General features: G+C 72.3%; 15 protein-coding genes and 1 tRNA gene. 9 read left to right on the top strand and 7 right to left on the bottom strand.

Annotated features, from left to right (window positions below; all coding sequences use genetic code 11):
* Positions 1-94 precede the first annotated feature (94 nt).
* Both ACZ5ID_RS15500 and ACZ5ID_RS15505 read left to right on the top strand, forming a co-directional pair.
* Positions 95-2425: a hypothetical protein gene (locus tag ACZ5ID_RS15500; RefSeq protein WP_468897592.1), complete on the top strand. Its 2331-nt coding sequence runs from the start codon at positions 95-97 to the stop codon at positions 2423-2425.
* A gap of 22 nt (positions 2426-2447) precedes the next feature.
* Positions 2448-3137, top strand: a complete 690-nt coding sequence (locus tag ACZ5ID_RS15505; protein WP_468897594.1) for a hypothetical protein — start codon at positions 2448-2450, stop codon at positions 3135-3137.
* 66 nt (positions 3138-3203) lie between these two features.
* Here ACZ5ID_RS15505 and ACZ5ID_RS15510 read toward each other — a convergent pair.
* A tRNA-Cys gene (locus ACZ5ID_RS15510) sits at positions 3204-3278 on the bottom strand.
* 213 nt (positions 3279-3491) lie between these two features.
* On the opposite strand from ACZ5ID_RS15510, the gene ACZ5ID_RS15515 reads away from it, so the two are divergent.
* The 4 genes from ACZ5ID_RS15515 (at position 3492) to ACZ5ID_RS15530 (ending at position 9278) form a co-directional block, all read left to right on the top strand.
* On the top strand, positions 3492-5006 hold the full coding sequence (locus tag ACZ5ID_RS15515) for an MFS transporter (RefSeq protein ID WP_468897596.1): 1515 nt from the start codon (positions 3492-3494) through the stop codon (positions 5004-5006).
* 505 nt (positions 5007-5511) lie between these two features.
* On the top strand, positions 5512-7296 hold the full coding sequence (locus ACZ5ID_RS15520; RefSeq protein WP_468897598.1) for a DEAD/DEAH box helicase: 1785 nt from the start codon (positions 5512-5514) through the stop codon (positions 7294-7296).
* Positions 7297-7657: 361 nt separating this feature from the next.
* The gene (locus ACZ5ID_RS15525; RefSeq protein ID WP_283143297.1) at positions 7658-8302 is read left to right on the top strand and encodes an IclR family transcriptional regulator; all 645 of its coding nucleotides are present in this window, start codon (positions 7658-7660) and stop codon (positions 8300-8302) included.
* A gap of 187 nt (positions 8303-8489) precedes the next feature.
* Positions 8490-9278 (top strand): YlbL family protein, encoded by a 789-nt coding sequence (locus tag ACZ5ID_RS15530; RefSeq protein ID WP_468897600.1) that lies wholly within the window; start codon positions 8490-8492, stop codon positions 9276-9278.
* Between the two features lie 51 nt (positions 9279-9329).
* Here ACZ5ID_RS15530 and ACZ5ID_RS15535 read toward each other — a convergent pair whose 3' ends face one another.
* From ACZ5ID_RS15535 to ACZ5ID_RS15550, 4 genes are all read right to left on the bottom strand, one after another.
* A complete protein-coding gene (locus ACZ5ID_RS15535) occupies positions 9330-10664 on the bottom strand; it encodes an MFS transporter (RefSeq protein WP_468897602.1) in 1335 nt (444 codons plus the stop codon).
* On the bottom strand, positions 10661-10852 hold the full coding sequence (locus ACZ5ID_RS15540) for a hypothetical protein (RefSeq protein WP_468897603.1): 192 nt from the start codon (positions 10850-10852) through the stop codon (positions 10661-10663). Before ACZ5ID_RS15540 ends, ACZ5ID_RS15535 begins: the two co-directional genes overlap by 4 nt.
* A 35-nt stretch (positions 10853-10887) precedes the next feature.
* Positions 10888-11496: an ArsR/SmtB family transcription factor gene (locus ACZ5ID_RS15545; protein WP_468897605.1), complete on the bottom strand. Its 609-nt coding sequence runs from the start codon at positions 11494-11496 to the stop codon at positions 10888-10890.
* Positions 11497-11610: 114 nt separating this feature from the next.
* A complete protein-coding gene (locus ACZ5ID_RS15550) occupies positions 11611-12090 on the bottom strand; it encodes an Lrp/AsnC family transcriptional regulator (protein ID WP_468897606.1) in 480 nt (159 codons plus the stop codon).
* A gap of 121 nt (positions 12091-12211) precedes the next feature.
* Between ACZ5ID_RS15550 and hppD the strand changes: the two genes are divergently transcribed.
* Positions 12212-13357, top strand: coding sequence for a 4-hydroxyphenylpyruvate dioxygenase (hppD, locus tag ACZ5ID_RS15555; RefSeq protein WP_468897608.1), 1146 nt, complete (start codon positions 12212-12214; stop codon positions 13355-13357).
* A 123-nt stretch (positions 13358-13480) separates the two neighbouring features.
* On the opposite strand, the gene ACZ5ID_RS15560 is transcribed toward hppD, so the two are convergent.
* Positions 13481-14989, bottom strand: coding sequence for a hypothetical protein (locus tag ACZ5ID_RS15560; protein WP_468897609.1), 1509 nt, complete (start codon positions 14987-14989; stop codon positions 13481-13483).
* 97 nt (positions 14990-15086) lie between these two features.
* Between ACZ5ID_RS15560 and ACZ5ID_RS15565 the strand changes: the two genes are divergently transcribed.
* Positions 15087-16499 carry an FAD-binding oxidoreductase gene (locus ACZ5ID_RS15565; protein WP_468897611.1) on the top strand — a complete coding sequence of 471 codons (1413 nt, stop codon included), beginning with the start codon at positions 15087-15089 and terminating at the stop codon, positions 16497-16499.
* 28 nt (positions 16500-16527) lie between these two features.
* On the opposite strand, the gene ACZ5ID_RS15570 is transcribed toward ACZ5ID_RS15565, so the two are convergent.
* On the bottom strand, positions 16528-17019 hold the full coding sequence (locus ACZ5ID_RS15570) for an SsgA family sporulation/cell division regulator (RefSeq protein ID WP_468897613.1): 492 nt from the start codon (positions 17017-17019) through the stop codon (positions 16528-16530).
* Between the two features lie 278 nt (positions 17020-17297).
* Between ACZ5ID_RS15570 and ACZ5ID_RS15575 the strand changes: the two genes are divergently transcribed.
* On the top strand, positions 17298-18980 hold the full coding sequence (locus tag ACZ5ID_RS15575) for an RDD family protein (RefSeq protein ID WP_468897615.1): 1683 nt from the start codon (positions 17298-17300) through the stop codon (positions 18978-18980).
* The last annotated feature ends 37 nt before the right edge of the window (positions 18981-19017 follow it).

Here is a 19017-nt window from a genome sequence, read left to right on the forward strand (position 1 = left end):
ACAGAGGACGACGACCTGACGTCCAGGACTTGGGGCGGGCGTCAGGCGCCGGGCACGTACAGGGACTTCGAGCCATCAAGGTCGGTATCAGGACATGCTCACGTACGACGACGTGGTCAACGCGCCGCTCGACAAGCTGAAGACCGCGGTCGACGACTGGTCGGACATGGTCACCCGTCTCAAGACCCTCGCCGAAGAGGCCCGCAAAGGCATGAAGGCGCACGCCGACAAGGCGGACTGGGCGGGGGTGAACGCGGGGGTCACCAAGCAGTTCATCGACAAGACGGCGAAGGAGTTCGAGGACGCGGCGGCGGAGGCGAAGGGGATCCACGCGGTTCTGGCGGACGGGTACGCGGCGTTCAAACGGGCCAAGGACGAGTTACAGAAGATCGTCGACGGTTCGGAGAAGACAGGGATCGTGGTGGACGCCCAGGGCCGGGTCACGGCCCGCTACTCGCTTTCCGGCGACTACACCGCCCGCCACGATCCGGGCATCTCCCTCGAACTGCAGAAGCAGAAGGACAACCTCGCGCAGTGGCAGCAGCGCATCAAGGCGCTGGTCGACGAGTGCGACGATGCGGACGAGGCGCTGCGGCGGGCTCTGGCGGCGAACGTCACCGACGCCAACAACTTCACCACGCCCCGGTTCTCCAGTCTGGACGCGGAAGAGGCGCAGCGTGCGCTCGATCTCGCCTCCAAGGGGCGGGCCCTCACTCACACCGAACTCAATCAACTCAACGAGCTGTTGCGGGACAACCATGGCTCGGCGGAGTTCACCACGACCTTCTACTCGAAGCTGGGACCGAAGGGCGCGCTGGAGTTCTTCGGGCAGTTGTCGACCGACACGTACGACTACGCCAAGGTGGACAAGGAGCGGCTCAAGGACGTCCAGGAGCTGCAGAAGAACCTCGGGCTCAGTCTGGCCACGGCGACTGATCCCGACAATAAGTGGCATCTGCCGGACACTTGGGGCACGGAGCTGCGAAAGCTTGGCACGCAGAGGATTCCGCTGGCCAAGTACGACATGAATCCTCCGTACGGCTATCAGCTGCTCGGCGGCATCATGAGATACGGGAACTATGATCCCAAGTTCCTCGACCCGATCGCTGAGCATGTGGTTCAGCTGCACCAGAAGAACCCGTACCTGTTCGCCGACACGAAGCCGGTCGGGGGCTGGCAGAAGAACCCGTTCAACCCCTCTGGTGTGAACGGTTCCGGCTACGACCCGGTGACGTCCATGCTGGAGGCGCTCGGTCACAGCCCGGAGGCGTCGAAGCAGTTCTTCTCGGCGGATCCGACCGCGTACAACGAGGACGGCGCGGTCAAGGATGGCGTCGCGGATTTGGGTAAGGACAAAGACGGTCAAGCGATCACGAACTATCTCGACGTGTTCGCGAGCGAGGACTACAAGTCCTTTCCCGACATCGAAGGCCACGATGCGGGCGACGCCAAGAAGTCCGCGTCCTACATGCCGGACGCGTTCGGACACGCGCTGGAGTCGGCGACACTCGGGCATGCGTGGGACGACCCGCATCCGCAGTTGCGACGGGACGAGACGTCGGCGGAGATCATGCAGGACGTGGTCACCAAGTACGGCGCCGAGCCGAAATTGCTCAAAAAACAGGAGGCCATGGCCGACAGCCTCGGAAACATGGGGGCGGGATACATGGATGACATTCATTGGGCCATTGACGACCGTCGAACGGACAGTGTGTTCGCGCCGGGCAAAAACACAAGTGCGCATGCACAATTCGAACAGGGGGACGTGCGCCAGTTCCTGAGCACGCTGGGGCAGCATCCGGACGCGTACGCCACCATGGCCACGGCCGACCGCATCTATACGACCAGCACGCTTGAGGCTCAGGTCGGCGCGAACGGCACGATCCATGAAGGAGCAGTGCGCCAAGCCCTGCGGACCGGTGCCGAGGTGCAGGGGATGCTCGACCAGTCGCGGGCCGATCAGGTCGAGGCCGAAGGAATGAAGATGCATGAGGAGTACGAGAAGGCGCACGCGAAACGGTCTGCCTGGGTCGAGTTCGGTACGACGTCCGCGATGGCAGCCGGTGTGGCCTTCCTGCCGGCCACAGCGGCGTCGGCCGGGGCGGCTGCCGTCCTCGTCCCGCTCGCTATGGACACCGGACACGGCGCCCTGGAGCAGATCACCGGTCAGGTGATCGGCGACTGGTCGGACAAGTCTGTGGACGAGCACAAGGAAAAGATCGAAGACCTCACTCGTGAGCAGAAGACAGCCATTTTTCGAGCCGGTGAGTACAGTGCCGAGTCACCTATGAAGCACTTCATGGAGTACCACAGAATCCGTTCCAGGAGTGATTTCGGACAGGATTTGCAGGACGCGATGGACATGGGGTACGCGAAAGGCAACGCGCGCGAGAACCAGCAGGGCAATGACCCCGAAACGGGCTGACATGGAGGGAGGTTCACGGCCCATGCTGCGAGGGGGAAGGGCGTGGTGCGGCCGGACGTGGTATGCGTCCCTGACCGTGCTGGGGGCGCTCGCGCTGGTGGCGTGCGGTGGCGGAGCTGACGCCGACGGTGATAGTGGGCCCAAATTCCTGGGCGCAGATGAGTTGTGTGACAGGGCCTTCTCCGGTCAGGGTGCCGCGGCGCTGGAGACCGTGACCGGGGCGAAGCTCTTCCACCCGCACCCGGCACACCAAGGCGTGCTCAAGACAGCGGCCGACTTGGAGGAGGACTTTCGGCGTGGGGGTTCCAGTGCGCGCGAGCGGACTCTGTGTTCCGTCTACAGGAAAGGCGGAAACGATTTTACGGACGCCCGCCTGACGTTCGGATTCGTCGGCAAGTACGAACTCGACGGCGGCGACCTCGCTGCCGGCCAGCACCCATATGCCATGGGCAAGCGGGCGTCCGCAGGAGTTAAGAGGTCGTATCTCTTCTTCGAGTGCGCAACCCCGAAACTGCCCGGTTCCGTGGAGCGCCCCGCTCTCATCGGCGGTGAAATCTCGGACCGTTACCCACCGGACAAGGAGACCAGGCCCTTGTGGGAAGCCAGCCTGACGGCTCTGCACTCCGCCGCCCTGGCCCTGGCCAAGCAACTCGGTTGCGCACACGACGGTGGTCTGCCAGCCACGCCGACACTCGTTCCCGTGTCGCGTTAGGGGTGCGCCGAAGCGGTAAGAGCGGGCACCCCCTGTGCCGTGGGGGCGCCCGCTCTCGGGTGTTGCTGGAGGCCGTGGCGGGAATCGAACCCGCGTAACTCGCTTTGCAGACGAGCCCCTGAGCCACTCGGGCACACGGCCATGTGCTGACTTCCTTGACCGTAGGGGGCGCGGGGGAGGCAGCGGAAGGCCCGGGCGGGGGCTGCAATGTGACTGCCATGTCGCGTTCATGTGCGGCCTCGTGGAGGGCCGCGGGGCGGAAGCGGGCGGAGGTCGGGCTTACGACCAAATGCTGATCCGCGGCACCTCCTCTGGACAGGGGTCAAAGCCTTCCTCGGCCCTTACTGTGGGCCCATGAGCGCCCTGGAACCAGCCGACGCCGACGTCACCCCGTCCCCCAGCCCCGACCCCTCCAGCCCCGACGCCCCCGGCCCCGGCACCCCCGGCATCCTCGGTAAAACCCACCGCGCGCTCAGCATCGGCACCATCGCCGTCGTCGTCCTCATCGCCTTCGAGGCGACCGCCGTCGGGACCGCCATGCCCGTGGCGGCGCGGGAGCTGGACGGGGTGTCGCTGTACGCGTTCGCCTTCTCCGCGTACTTCACGACCAGCCTGTTCGGCATGGTCGTCGCCGGGCAGTGGGCCGACCGGCGGGGGCCGCTCGGGGCGCTGGCGGTCGGGATCGCCGCGTTCGGGGCGGGGCTGCTGCTGTCCGGGACCGCCGTGAACATGTGGACCTTCATCGGCGGGCGGGCCGTGCAGGGGCTCGGTGGCGGGCTGGTCATCGTGCCGCTGTACGTCGTGGTCGGGCGCGCCTACCCCGAGCACATGCGGCCCGCGATCATGGCCGCCTTCGCGGCGAGCTGGGTGGTGCCCTCGGTGGTCGGGCCGCTGGCCGCCGGCAGCGTCACCGAGCACCTCGGGTGGCGGTGGGTGTTCGTGGGCATCCCCGTACTCGTCGTCTTCCCGCTCGCGCTCGCGCTGCCCGCCATCCGCCGGATGGCCTCCGGGCCCGCCGACCCGGACGCGCCCGCCCAGCCCTTCGACCGCCGTCGTATCCGGCTGGCGCTGATGATCTCGCTGGGGGCCGGGCTGCTCCAGTACGCCGGGCAGGACCTCCGCCCGCTCTCGCTCCTGCCGGCCGTGGCCGGCGCCGCGCTGCTGGTGCCCGCCGTCGCGGGGCGGCGCGCGCTGCTGCCGCGCGGTACGTACCGCGCGGTGCGGGGGCTGCCGTCCGTCGTACTGCTCCGGGGGATCGCGGCGGGGTCATTCATCGCGGCGGAGTCGTTCGTACCGCTGATGCTCGTGACGCAGCGGGGGATGTCGCCGACCATGGCCGGGCTGTCGCTCGCGGTGGGCGGGGGGACGTGGGCGCTCGGCTCGTACGTGCAGGCGCGGCCGTGGGCCGAGCCGTACCGGGAGCGGCTGATGGTGGTGGGGATGCTGATGGTCGCCTCCGCCATCGCGGCGGCGCCGAGCGTGCTGGTGTCGTGGGTGCCGGTGTGGGTGGTGGCGGTCGCCTGGGGCGTGGGGTGCTTCGGCATGGGCATGGTCATCGCGGCGACGAGTGTGCTGCTGCTGAAGCTCTCGGCGCCGGAGGAGGCGGGGACGAACTCCGCCGCCCTCCAGATCTCGGACGGCCTGTCGAACGTGCTGCTGCTCGCGGGGGGCGGGGCGGCGTTCGCGGCGCTCGGCGGGGGGTCCGTGGGGGCTGCGCACGATGTCGCCGTGGCGGGTGGGGTGGCTGGGGCGGCTGGGCATCCGGGGGCGTTCGTGGCGGTGTTTCTGCCGATGGCGGTGGTTGCGGGGGTGGGGGCGTGGGTGGGGGTCCGGTTGCGGGGGGTTCGCCCCTCCCCGCCCCTTCCCTAAACCCTCCGGGGGTGGGGTGGGGTGGGAGCGGTGGGGGAGGGGGAAGGAGGTTTCCCGGGGACTCCGTCCCCGGCCCCCTGGCGGGGCTTCGCCCCTGCGCCCCTTGTGCCCCTGGCGGGGCTTCGCCCCTGCGCCCCTTGTGCCCCTGGCGGGGCTTCGCCCCTGCGCCCCTTGTGCCCCTGGCAGGGCTTCGCCCCTGCACCCCTCGCGCCCTGTGTGCCCCCGGGGCCCGATACGTGTCCCGCCCCCGCACCCCCACCCCGAAGCGAATTCCCGCCCCCCCGCACCCCCTGTGACCCCCCTCACCCCCCCGCCCCGTCACCCCCGGTGCCCCCCACCCCCACCGGTAAGGTGGCCCGGTTGTCGTACGTACGTGACCGTGGGCGCCGCGTCGGCCGGACCGCCGTGGAGCCCCTGGCACGCCCGGACAGACGCCGCCGCACCCACCTCAAGACCCACACCCGAACCCAGACCCGCCCGCCCCCGATCGTGCGAACCGGAGACCGTGACTACTACCGCCTCCCACCACCTCTCGCCCGCCTTTCCCGGACGTGCCCCCTGGGGTACGGCCAACAAGCTGCGTGCCTGGCAGCAGGGGGCGCTGGAGAAGTACGTCCAGGAGCAGCCGCGTGACTTCCTCGCCGTCGCCACGCCCGGCGCCGGCAAGACGACGTTCGCGCTGACGCTCGCGTCGTGGCTGCTGCACCACCACGTCGTGCAGCAGATCACCGTCGTCGCACCGACCGAGCACCTGAAGAAGCAGTGGGCGGAGGCCGCCGCGCGGATCGGTATCCGGCTGGACCCCGACTACAGCGCGGGGCCGCTGAGCAAGGACTACCACGGGGTCGCCGTCACGTACGCCGGTGTGGGCGTGCGCCCCATGCTCCACCGCAACCGCTGCGAGCAGCGCAAGACCCTAGTCATCCTGGACGAGATCCACCACGCCGGTGACTCCAAGTCCTGGGGTGAGGCCTGCCTCGAAGCCTTCGACCCCGCCACCCGGCGGCTCGCCCTGACCGGTACCCCCTTCCGGTCCGACACCAATCCGATCCCCTTCGTCACGTACGAGGAGGGCAACGACGGCATCCGGCGGTCCTCCGCCGACTACACCTACGGGTACGGCAACGCCCTCGGCGACGGTGTCGTCCGGCCGGTCATCTTCCTCTCCTACAGCGGCAACATGCGCTGGCGCACCAAGGCCGGTGACGAGATCGAGGCGCGGCTCGGGGAGCCGCTCACCAAGGACGCCATCTCGCAGGCCTGGCGCACCGCCCTCGATCCGCGCGGCGACTGGATGCCGAACGTGCTGCGCGCCGCCGACCAGCGGCTCACCGAGGTCCGCAAGGGCATCCCGGACGCCGGCGCCCTCGTCATCGCCTCGGACCAGGACTCCGCCCGCGCCTACGCCAAGCTCATCCGGGAGATCACCGGCAGCAAGGCCACCGTCGTCCTCTCCGACGACACGGGTGCGTCCAAGAAGATCGACGAGTTCAGCCACAGCGACGACCGGTGGATGGTCGCCGTCCGGATGGTCTCCGAGGGCGTCGACGTGCCCCGGCTCGCCGTCGGCGTGTACGCCACCACGATCTCCACGCCCCTCTTCTTCGCCCAGGCCGTCGGCCGTTTCGTACGGTCGCGGCGGCGCGGCGAGACCGCGTCCGTCTTCGTGCCGACCATCCCCACCCTGCTGGGCTTCGCCTCCGAGATGGAGGTCGAGCGGGACCATGTGCTCGACAAGCCGAAGAAGGAGGGGGAGGAGGACCCGTACGCCGAGGAGGACAAGCTCCTCGCCGAGGCCGAGAAGCAGCAGGACGAGGACACCGGCGACCAGGACATGCTGCCCTTCGAGGCCCTGGAGTCGGACGCCGTCTTCGACCGGGTGCTCTACGACGGGGCCGAGTTCGGTATGCAGGCCCACCCGGGCAGCGAGGAGGAGCAGGACTACCTCGGGATTCCCGGGCTCCTCGAACCCGACCAGGTGCAGCTGCTGCTCCAGAAGCGGCAGGCGCGGCAGATCGCGCACAGCCGGCAGAAGCCCGCCGAGCAGGCCGACCTCCTGGAGATGCCCGCCGAGCGGCGGCCCGTCGTCTCCCACAAGGAACTGCTGGAACTGCGCAAGCAGTTGAACACCATGGTGGGCGCGTACGTCCACCAGAGCGGCAAGCCGCACGGTGTCATCCACACCGAGCTGCGGCGGGTGTGCGGCGGACCGCCGAGCGCGGAGGCCACGGCCGGGCAGATCCGTGAGCGGATCAAGAAGGTGCAGGAGTGGGCCACGCGGATGAAGTGACCGGTGGTGAAGTGACCGGTGATGAAGTGGCCGGTGTGGAGCGCGCGTCCGGGCAGTAGCGGGGCGGCGGGTCCGGCTGCGGCGCCGGGGCCCGGTCAAGGGTCCCGGCGGCCCGGAAGCGGGTCCCGAATCAGGAGGAAAACCACGGGTCGTCCCCGTGCGCGCCCGGATTCTGGACGAGGGCTTCCGCTGAGCGGGACCGGTCGCTACTGTCCCGGCCATGCAAAACGCCCCGTGGCAGCGCCGCCGCGGAGCGCAGCCGGTGCCATGGCCTGCCGGCGGCCTCTGTGCGCGTCGCCGATGGGACCGGTGCCGCGATCCTGTGGGGAGCCGCCGCGACTCACCGTAAGGAGTGGGCGTCGTGACCGCGGAGACCTCCCAGACGCTCGACCGGGGACTGCGTGTCCTCAAGCTGCTCGCCGACACCGATCACGGCCTGACCGTCACCGAGTTGTCCAACAAACTCGGCGTCAACCGGACGGTGGTCTACCGTCTGCTCGCCACACTGGAACAGCACGCTCTCGTACGGCGTGATCTGGGCGGTCGCGCCCGGGTCGGCCTCGGGGTGCTGCGCCTGGGCCGGCAGGTCCATCCCCTCGTACGGGAGGCCGCCCTGCCCGCCCTGCGCTCGCTCGCCGAGGACATCGGCGCGACCGCTCACCTCACCCTGGTCGACGGGGCCGACGCGCTCGCCGTCGCGGTCGTCGAGCCGACCTGGACCGACTACCACGTGGCCTACCGGGCCGGGTTCCGCCACCCGCTCGACCGGGGCGCCGCGGGCCGCGCCATCCTCTCCGCCCGCCAGGCCGGCGGCCTCGTCGACCCCGGCTTCACCCTCACCCACGGCGAACTGGAGGCCGGGGCGAGCGGCGCCGCCGCGCCGCTGGTCGGGATCACGGGGATAGAGGGGAGCGTGGGCGTGGTGATGCTCGCGGACGCGGTACCGGAACGGGTCGGACCGAGGGTGGTGGACGCGGCCAGGGAGGTCGCGGACGCGCTGCGGTGATCCCCGGGACCCGTAGGGCCCGGGGCCCGAGCCCGGCGTGCGGGCCCGGCGCGATGCCCCGGCCGTGTCCGGGTCCCGTCCCCGTGTGATGTCCGGGCCGAGCCCCGGCGGTGTCCGGCCCTGCACCGGTGCCGTGTCCGGGCCCAGCCCCCGCCGGGCTTCCCGCGCGCCCCGATACATTGGGTCCGTGCATCCCCGTCACTCACGCCTCCGCAACCTCGCCATCGGCTCCGCCCCCGTCGTCGCGCTGCTCGCCGTCGTCGGCTTCGCGCCGCTGCCGTTCTCGGTGGCCGAGCCGGGGCCGACCGCGAACGTGCTCGGGGACGACAAGGGCAAGCCGGTGATCACCATCGAGGGCAGGCCCGCCCGGCCCACCACCGGGCAGCTGCGGATGGTGACCATCGTGGCGACCGGCCCCTCCGCCAGCGTGGGGATCTCCGACGTCGTCCGGGCCTGGTTCCGCACCGACCAGGCCGTCATGCCCCGCAACTCGGTCTACCCGAGCGGCGGCAGCGACGAGGAGATCAGCGAGCACAACCAGGCCGAGATGAAGGAGTCGCAGGACAGCGCCACCGCCGCCGCGCTGAACTACCTCCACCTCGCTCCGAAGCAGGTCAAGGTCACCCTCAACCTCGCCGACGTCGGCGGGCCCAGCGCCGGGCTGCTCTTCTCCCTCGGCATCGTCGACAAGCTCCACGGCAACGGCACCGGCGGTGACCTCACCGGCGGCCGGACGATCGCCGGTACGGGCACGATCGACGCGGACGGCAGTGTCGGCGCGGTCGGCGGCGTCTCGCTAAAGACGCGGGCCGCGCGGCGGGACGGGGCGAGCGTCTTCCTCGTACCGAAGGACGAGTGCTCGGACGCGCGCGCCGAGCTGCCGCACGGTCTGCGGCTGATCCCGGTCACCACGCTGTCTGGGGCCGTGTCCGCGCTGAAGGCGCTGGACAAGGGCGGGGACGTACCCAGCTGCTAGAGCTGCGGCCCGCCCGCCTGCCAGGCCTGACCCGCCTGCCGGGCCCCGTGCTCAGCGCGCCGCGACCGCCCGTTGCGGCTTCGACTCGGCGTCCCCGCGCGGGAGTCGGTCGTCCATCCCCCGCCACGCCGGGAACACCAGCGGGCTCAGCGTCGTCGCCAGATACACCGCGCCCACCGCCAGCAGCGCCCCCCGCGCCCCGACGCCGTCCACCAGCAGGCCCGCGCCCAGGCCGCCCACCGGCATCGCCAGCTCGCAGCCGGCCGTCAGGGCGCCGGAGACGCGGCTGCGCAGCTCCTGGGGGACGCGTTCGTACGTCACCGTCGTCAGGATCGGGTTGAGCATGCCGCCCGCGAGGCCGCCGAGCGCCATCGTGACCGCGAGGGGCAGCGCGGAGCCGGTCAGCGCGGCCACCACGAAGCGGGGCGCGCCCGCCAGGACGAAGGCGGTGGTGAACACCGCGCGCCTGGGGAACCGGTGGCCCACCGCGCCGTACAGCAGCGCGCCCAGCAGTCCGCCCGCCCCGAACGCGGCGGTGACCAGGCCGAGTTGGGCCGAGCCGCCCAGTTCGCGTTCGGCGTGCACGGGCAGCAGGACCGCGTTCCAGCCCTGGTCGAGGCCGTTGGTGACCATGACCATCACGCTGACCGCGAGCAGCAGCCGGGCGCGCAGCAAGTACGTGTACGTCTCGCGCAGTTCGGCCCGGTAGGTGGTGAGGGAGACCGGCGCCGCGTCCCGTACCGGCTCGGCCGCGCGGATACCGCGTATGCCGAGGGCGACCAGCAGCGCGGACGTACCGAACGTCGCCGCGTCCAGGAGCAGGACGGATGCGGCGCCGGCCAGCGCGATCAGCAGACCCGCGAGGGCCGCGCCTGCCATCCGAGCGCCGCGCTGCACCGCGTCGAAGAGACTGGCCGCGCGGGTCAGGGTGGTACCGGCGCGTTCGGCGAGGTCGGGCACCAGGACGTACCGGGCGGTGCGGCCGGGGGTGGCGGCCAGCCCTTCCACGGCCATCAGCGCACACAGCAGCCAGAAGGGGAGCGCGCCCGCGAGGTGGAGCAGCGGGACGGCGCCGACGGCGAGCGCGCAGAGGAGGTCGGAGCCGACGCTCACCCGCCGCCGCCCCAGCCGGTCGATGACCGGCCCGCCGACCAGCGCGGCCACCACGATCGGCAGGGTGGCGCAGAAGGCCACCACGCCGGCCCGCCCCGCGCTCCCGGTGGTCTCCAGGACGAACCAGGGAACGCCGATCAGGGTCAGTGAACTCCCGGCCGTGGAGATGGTGTTGGCGGCGAGGACGGCGGCCAGGGGAGTGCGGCTACGCCCCTGCCCGCCCGCTTTCCCGCGCCCCCCGGCCACCTCGCCGTGCCCCCCGTCGCCGCTCATGCGATACGGGTGCGGTGACGCGGCGGGGCGGGCCGGGCCAGGCGGGTGCCCAGCGCGACCAGCGCGAGGCCCGTCCGGGTGCGTATGCGATGGCGTGCGGGGCGCGGTGCGAGCGCGTGGTCGGCCGCGGCCTCGCGCAGTTCGGCGGCGCGGTACTCGTGCAGGGTGAGGTACGTGTCGGGCAGCATGGTGCGTGATCCCTTCGCCGGTCCGGGGTTTCGCGTCAGCGGCTCTTGCGCGGGAACGCGTGGAGGTGGACGCGGACCTGGGCGGTGTCCTCGGCGTCCGCGTGGGCCAGGTCGCGGTAGGTCTCGATGAGCGCGTGCGTCTTGTCGTTCAGCTCGCGCAGCTGGGCGGGGGTCAGCCGCAGGGTGAAGTCGCTCATGTCGGCGTTGGCGGACCACTCGTCGGACCACTCGTTCATGGTCCCCAGCCAGGTCGAGAGCTCCTGGGTGTGGATGGTCGCGACCTCGTGCAGGAACAGGTCGACGGCGCCGCGCACCTCGGGGTCCGCGTCGTGGTGCAGCTCCTCGGTGAAGCTGGTGCCCTCGTGGGTCGCCCGCCACCAGCGCTCGCGGCCCCTGCCGTGCTCGGGCGCGTCCTCGACGAAGCCGTGCGTGGCGAGCTGGCGCAGGTGGTAGCTGGTGGCGCCGCTGGACTCGCCGAGCCGTTCGGCCAGTTGGGAGGCGGTGGCCGGGCCGTCGTGGCGCAGCGCGCCGAGCAGCCGGATGCGCAGGGGATGGGCCAGGCCCCGCAGTGAGCGCGCGTCGAGCAACCGCTCGCGCGGCTCGGGGTGGGCGGTGTCCGGTTTCGGGTCGTCGTTCTCGGTCATGGGACAACCGTAGGGCTACAAAGAAGTCGTTGCAACCCGTTCTTTGCATCTATTCTTTTGCATCGGGATCTTTGTACGCGGCGATCAGTGCGGGCCGACGGGGGTGTCCGTCCCTCAGCCTCTGACCGAGTCCTCCGCGGCCTGCTCCACGAGCGGGATGATCCGCAGCGGAACGGGGTTCTCCATGACGATCGCCGTGGAGGCCCGGACGATCCCCTCGAAGCCGACGACACGGTCGATCACCCGCTGGAGATCGGCGTTGGAGCGGGCCACCAGCCGGCAGAGCATGTCCCCGTGGCCGGTGGTGGTGTGCAGCTCCAGGACCTCGGGCACGGTGGCCAGATGTGCCCGTACGTCCGCGCCCTGGCCCTGTTTGATCTCCAGGGTCGCGAAGGCGGTCACCGGATAGCCGAGGGCCGCCGGGTCTACGTCCGGGCCGAAGCCCCGGATGACCCCGTTCGTCTGGAGGCGGTCGAGCCTCGCCTGCACGGTGCCGCGCGCCACGCCGAGCCTGCGGGACGCCTCAAGAACCCCGATACGCGGCTCCCGTGCCAGCAGCACGATGAGCCGCCCGTCCAGATGATCGATCGCCATGAGCCTCTCCCGATGGTCACGATGTACAGAAAGCAGGGCGCCGCCGGTGGTCGACTGGGCAGATTGACCACCCCTGACGCAAACTATTGCGCACCTTGCGGGACGGGGGGAGCCTGCCGCTATGACTGAGACCATCGATCACACGCCCGACACCGCCCGGCAGGCCGACCCCTTCCCGGTGAAGGGAATGGACGCGGTCGTCTTCGCCGTGGGCAACGCCAAGCAGGCCGCGCACTACTACTCGACCGCCTTCGGTATGAAGCTCGTCGCCTACTCCGGACCGGAGAACGGCAGCCGCGAGACCGCCTCGTACGTCCTGACCAACGGCTCCGCCCGTTTCGTGTTCACCTCCGTCATCAAGGCGTCCACCGACCACGGCCGCTTCCTGGCCGACCATGTGGCCGAGCACGGGGACGGCGTCGTGGACCTCGCGATCGAGGTACCGGACGCGCGCGCCGCCTACGAGTACGCCACGGCGCACGGCGCGACCGGCCTGGCCGAGCCGTACGAGTTGAAGGACGAGCACGGCACGGTCGTGCTGGCCGCGATAGCCACGTACGGCAAGACCCGCCACACCCTGGTCGACCGGTCCGGCTACAGCGGCCCGTACCTGCCCGGGTTCGTCGCGGCCGACCCGATCGTCGAGCCGCCCGCCAAGCGCACGTTCCAGGCCATCGACCACTGCGTGGGCAACGTCGAGCTCGGCAGGATGAACGAGTGGGTGGCGTTCTACAACAAGGTCATGGGCTTCACGAACATGAAGGAGTTCGTGGGCGACGACATCGCGACCGAGTACAGCGCGCTGATGTCGAAGGTGGTCGCGGACGGCACGCTGAAGGTCAAGTTCCCGATCAACGAGCCCGCGATCGCGAAGAAGAAGTCGCAGATCGACGAGTACCTGGAGTTCTACGGCGGTGCGGGCGTCCAGCACATCGCGCTGGCCACGAACGACATCGTCGCGACGGTACGGGCGATGCGCGCGGCGGGTGTGGCGTTCCTGGACACCCCGGACTCGTACTACGACACGCTGGGCGAGTGGGCGGGCGAGACGCGGGTGCCCGTGGAGACCCTGCGCGAGCTGAAGATCCTGGTGGACCGGGACGAGGACGGCTACCTCCTCCAGATCTTCACCAAGCCGGTGCAGGACCGGCCGACGGTCTTCTTCGAAATGATCGAACGGCACGGTTCCATGGGATTCGGCAAGGGCAACTTCAAGGCGCTGTTCGAGGCGATCGAGCGCGAGCAGGAGAAGCGCGGCAACCTGTGACCCGCAACTCCCCTCGCGCGCGGAGCAGTTGAAGTACCTTCACGATCACGCGGCCCCCACGACCTGACCTGTGGGGGCCGCGGCTGTTCCCGCCCGGGGGTCGTCCCCGGGCGGGCGGCCGGGCTACGGGGCCTGTCTGTGCGGCGTGGCCGACCCGTACATGTCCTTCGGACCCCCCTCCGGCAGCTCCCCGAGGCCCTTCAGCGCCTCGCGCGCCGCCCGCGCCAGCAGCGGCGAGAAGTACGGATTGGTCCGCAGCGCCTCGTCGAGGTCGCGCCGCGCCGGGCCGTACTGGCCGAGCTCCCGCTCCAGCATCCCGCGGTGGTAGGAGAACAGCGCGGTCCGGCCGCCCTTCTCCGCCGCCGCGTTCGCGAACGCCAGGCCCTCCTCCGGCTCCCCGGCCCGGTACAGCGCCCACCCCAGCGCGTCCCCCACCGCCGCGCTCGGCGCGCGCCGCCACTCCGCGCGCAGCCGCTCCACCGCCGACTCCGGGGCGCCGTGGTCGGCCTCGAAGCGGCCGAGGACGAGCGCGTCCCGCACCCCGTGGCCTTCGTCGGCGGCGGCCCGCGCCCGCAGCCGGGCGTACTGGGCGCGGGCGTCGGCCCCGAGCCCCAGCGACTCGTACAACTCGCCCAGTTCCAGCAGGTAGTCGGGGCGGGGCAGCCGCGCGACCGCCGCCGCGTAGTCGCGGCGCGCCGCCGCCGTACGGCCGAGCGCCAGCTCCGCACGGGCCCGTCCCGCCAGCGCCGCGTGCGCGCCCGGATCCGTGCGCAGCGCCGCCGAGTGCTGGGCGAGCGCCTCCGCGGGCTCGCCCCGGTCCCACGCCAGGTCCCCCAACTGCCGCAGGCAGTCCGCCTTCTGGGCCGGTGTGGTGGCGTGCGCCGCCGCCTCGGTCAGCGACGCCGCCGCGTCCTCGCGCCAGCCCCGCTCCCGGTACACCGCGCCCGCCGCGGCCAGCGCCCGGGAGCCGCCGCGCAGATCGAGCAGCTTCTCCACCGCCCCGCCCGCGCCCTTGAGGTCGCCCAGGCCCGTGTACGCGTCGACCAGCACCGGATACACCGTCCAGCGCTTCGGGTCGCTCCCGCGCACCTCCTCGGCGATGGTCCGCGCCGCCGCGTAGTCGTGCCGCGCGCCGGCCAGCGCCGCCAGACCGATCCGGGCGTCCGCGTTGCCCCGGGCGGCCGGCCGGACCGCCAGCGAGCGGCGCAGGGCCCACTCGGCGCGCGGATAGTACGAGGAGTCCGCCGACCGCAGCCCGCGCCCCAGATAGGCGGCGCCGAGCACCGCCCAGGAGGCGTCGTCCGAGGGGTGCGCGCGCACCCACGCCCGCCGGTCGGCGATCAGCGCGGTCAGATCGGCGGCCGAGGCGGGCACCCCGGCCCCGACGGCCGTCAGCGCCCGTGCGACCGGCCCCGGCGCCGGCGGCGGCACATCGCGGACGGCCGCGATCCGGGTCTGCGGCAGGACCACGAGGACCCCGGCGGTCAGCAGCGCGGCCACCGCCGCGCCGATCATCGTGCGGCGCGCGGTGCGGGCGGGCGGCGGCCCGGCCGGCTCCAGTGGCGTCGGCCGGGCCGGCGGCGGCAGCGTCAGGGGCCGTCGGCGCGGCGGCCATTCGTCTTCGGTCTCCATGGCGTTCACTGTGCGTCGATACGAAGAGCACATACCGCCCGCGCCCGCCGGGCCGCGCGGACTTCACACCGATGGCCCCGGGTGCCAGGCTGGGATCATGAACGATGGAGCCGAGCCCGTCGCCGCGCCCGCCCCCGGACCGGGCGGCACCCTCCTCGACCGGCTGCGCGCGGGCCTGCCCGCCGACGCGCTGATCACCGACCCGGACGTCACCGCCTCCTACACCCACGACATGGCGAGCTTCTGCGCCGCCGGGGCGCCCGCCGTGGTGGTGCTGCCGCGCACGGTCGAGCAGGTCCAGCACGTCATGCGCACCGCCACCGAGCTGCGCGTCCCGGTCGTGCCGCAGGGCGCCCGTACCGGCCTGTCCGGCGGCGCCAACGCGACCGAGGGCTGCGTCGTGCTGTCCCTGGTCCGGATGGACCGCATCCTGGAGATCAGCCCGGTCGACCGGGTCGCGGTCGTCGAGCCGGGCGTCGTCAACGCCGTACTCTCCCGGAAAGTCATGGAACACGGGCTCTACTACCCGCCGGACCCGTCCAGTTGGGAGCAGTGCACCATCGGCGGGAACATCGGCACCGCCTCGGGCGGCCTGTGCTGTGTGAAGTACGGGGTGACCGCCGAGTACGTCCTGGGCCTCGACGTGGTCCTCGCCGACGGCCGTCTGCTAAAGACCGGCCGGCGCACCGCCAAGGGCGTCGCCGGATACGATCTGACCCGGCTCTTCGTCGGCTCCGAGGGCAGTCTCGGCATCGTGGTGAAGGCCGTACTGGCGCTCAGGCCGGCGCCGCCCCCGCAGCTGGTGCTCGCCGCCGAGTTCCCGTCCGCGACCGCCGCCTGCGAGGCGGTCTGCGCGATCATGGAGCGCGGCCACACCCCGTCGCTGCTCGAACTCATGGACAACACGACCGTACGGGCCGTCAACCGGCTGGCGAACATGGGGCTGCCGGAGACCACCGAGGCGCTGCTGCTCGCCGCCTTCGACACTCCCGACCCCGCCGCCGACCTGGCCGCCGTGGGGGAGCTGTGCAGGGCGGCCGGGGCCGTCGAGGTGGTGCCCGCCGAATCCGCCGCCGAGTCCGAACTGCTCCTTCAGGCGCGGCGGTTGTCGCTCACCGCGCTGGAGACCATCAAGCCCGCCACGATGATCGACGACGTGTGCGTACCGCGCTCCCGGCTCGCCGAGATGCTGGCCGGGACCTCTGCGATCGCCGCCAAGTACGACCTCACCATCGGCGTCTGCGCGCACGCCGGGGACGGCAACACCCACCCGGTCGTCTGCTTCGACGCGGCCGACGAGGACGAGTCGCGGCGGGCCCGCGAGTCCTTCGACGAGATCATGGCGCTCGGTCTGGAGCTGGGCGGCACGATCACCGGCGAGCACGGCGTCGGCGTACTGAAGAAGGAGTGGCTGGCCCGCGAACTCGGCCCGGTCGGCGTGGAGATGCAGCGCGCCGTCAAGCGGGCCTTCGACCCGCTGGGGCTGCTGAACCCCGGCAAGCTGTTCTGAGAAACCGTTACGCCGGAGTCCCGGCCCGTCACGCACCCTCCTCCGGCCGGGACTCGTCCGAGGGCCACGGGTCGTTGAGATACAGCTCCTCGGCGCGGCTGCGGCCGGTCGTGGTGGCGAGCAGCTCGGCCAGACCGTCGTCGATACCGAGCTGCTCGGTCTCGGAACCCGGCGGGACCACCCGCAGCGTCCGCTCCAGCCACGCCGACACCTGGGCGGACGGCGCCTCCAGGAGCGCGTCGCCGTCCGGCGAGCTGAGCGCCATCAGAACCACACCGCGCCCGTCCACCTTGGTGGGCCAGATCCGGACGTCACCGTGGCCGCACGGCCGGAACACCCCCTCGACGAGCAGCTCACGGGCGAAGGTCCAGTCGACGGGGTGGTCGGTGCCGACATGGAAGGTGACGTGCACGGCGTACGGATCGTCCGTGCGGTAGGTCAGCCGGGCCGGGACCGGGATGCTGCGCTCGGGCGACAGCACGAGTTTGAGCTCCAGCTCGCGTTCCACCACGGTGTGCATGACAGTGCCTTTCCTCTCCGCGTACGCGGTCCGGGAACGGGCCGCACCAGGTGAGAGCGGGGTACGGCGCTGCTATGACGCGACTTCCCGAAGATTTTTCCGGCGGCCCGGCGGGCGGGCCCCGACGAGGGTCGCGACCGGCGCCATGGGCGGGTGAAAGGCTTCCGGATGTTGACCGGATAGTGGTCGGTACCGACGGACCCGCCCGGGGGCCCTCGCCCGTCTGGTAGATGTGGACCCTTGTATTGACGAGGCCCACGAGCAGATACGGGACCGTGATGAGCGCCCCCACCCCGGCCACCGGCGACGGCACCCCCCTCGCCGGCTTCTATCCAGACCCGTCCATCCCCGGATATGTCCGGTACTGGAACGGCGCCGCCTGGGTGCCCGGTACGAGCCGGCCCGCCCCGGCGGAGGGCGAGGCCATGCCCGTCCCGCCCGCCGGCGCGGCCCCGGCGGCCCCCGCCCTCGCCTCGGCCCCGCCGATGCCCGCGCCCGCGGTGGAGGAGACCGGGCCGGTCTTCCTCGACGAGACCGGCCCCGCGCCCCTGCACGGCAGCCGCCCCGAGCCGGGCCCCGTCTGGCACGCGGACGCCTCCCACCAGTCGGGCTTCGGCGACGACGCGGCGCGGCGGATCTCCTGGGGCCGGCCGGGGGACCCGGCACCGGGACGGACGGGACAGACGGGCCGGCCGGAGCAGGCGGGCCGGGCCGGGCAGGCGGGACCTGGCGGGCAGGGGGGCCCAGGCGGGCAGGCGGGACGGCCGGAGCAGCACGGACAGGCGCTCCAGCCCCTTCCCGCGCAGCCGCTTCCCGCTCAGCCGCTCCCCGCGCAGCCCTTCCCCGCGCAACCCCTCCCAGCGCAGCCCCTCCAGGCGCAACCCTTCCCGGCTCAGCCCCTCCCCGGTCAGCCGCTTCCCGGTCAGCCCGAGACCGGTCGGCCGCAGCCGCAGCCGTTGCCGCTGCCCGCCGGGTCGGCGTCCGAGCGGTCTGGGGGGCCCGTGTCCTCGCCCGCCGGCCCGGCCCCCGTCCCGCCGGGCCAGGGGCACGGCCAGAGCCCGTCGGGGGCGCCGTTGCCGGTGCAGTCGCTGCCCGCGCAGCCGTTGCCGGGCCGGTCGCGGCAGGGGGACCCGCGCGCCGGGGACGACCCGCGCGTGGCCGACCCGCGCGGTGCCGGGCCGCAGGGCGCCCCGCGGCCGGTCCAGCCCGCGCCCGTCCGGGCCGCGCTGCCGTCGGCGCCGCTCGCCCCGCAGCCCGTTCCCCAGCCGCAGCCCGCGCCCGTACCGCAGTCGCAGCCGCAGTCCGAGCCGCCCGCCTCGCCCGTCACCACCGGGCCGGGCGGCGGGTCGGCGTCCTGGGCGCAGCAGGTGCACCGGCTGGCACGGCCCGACGAGCCGTCGGGGCCGGGGGAGCCCGTGGTGCCGTGGAAGCCGCCCGTGGAGGACCCGTTCCTGCGCGCCGCGCGGGCGCAGACCGCGGCCCGCCCCGCGGGGCCCGGCCGGCGCCTCGCCGCCCGGCTGGTGGACACCGCGGTGCTCGGCGCGGCCGTCGCCGCGCTCGCCATACCGCTCGGCATCAAGGCGGCCGACCACATCCAGGGGAAGATCGACGCCGCGAAGCTCTCCGGCGAGACGGTGACGGTCTACCTCCTGGACGGCACCACCGCGGGCTACCTCGCCATCGTGCTCGGCGCCTTCCTGCTCCTCGGGGTCCTCTACGAGGCGCTGCCCACCGCCAAGTGGGGCCGCACCCTGGGCAAGCGGCTGCTGCGGGTGCAGGTGCGCGACATCGAGTCGCACGAACCGCCCGCCTTCGGCGCGGCCCTGCGCCGCTGGCTGGTCTACGGCGTCCTCGGGGTGCTCGCCGTCGGGGTGCTCAACGTGGTGTGGTGCCTCTTCGACCGCCCCTGGCGGCAGTGCTGGCACGACAAGGCGGCCCGCACCTTCGTCGCGGGGACCTGAGCGCGGCGCCGGGAAGGGGGGTGCGGCGGCGGCCGTA

This window comes from Streptomyces sp. NPDC031670 (genome assembly GCF_055580545.1).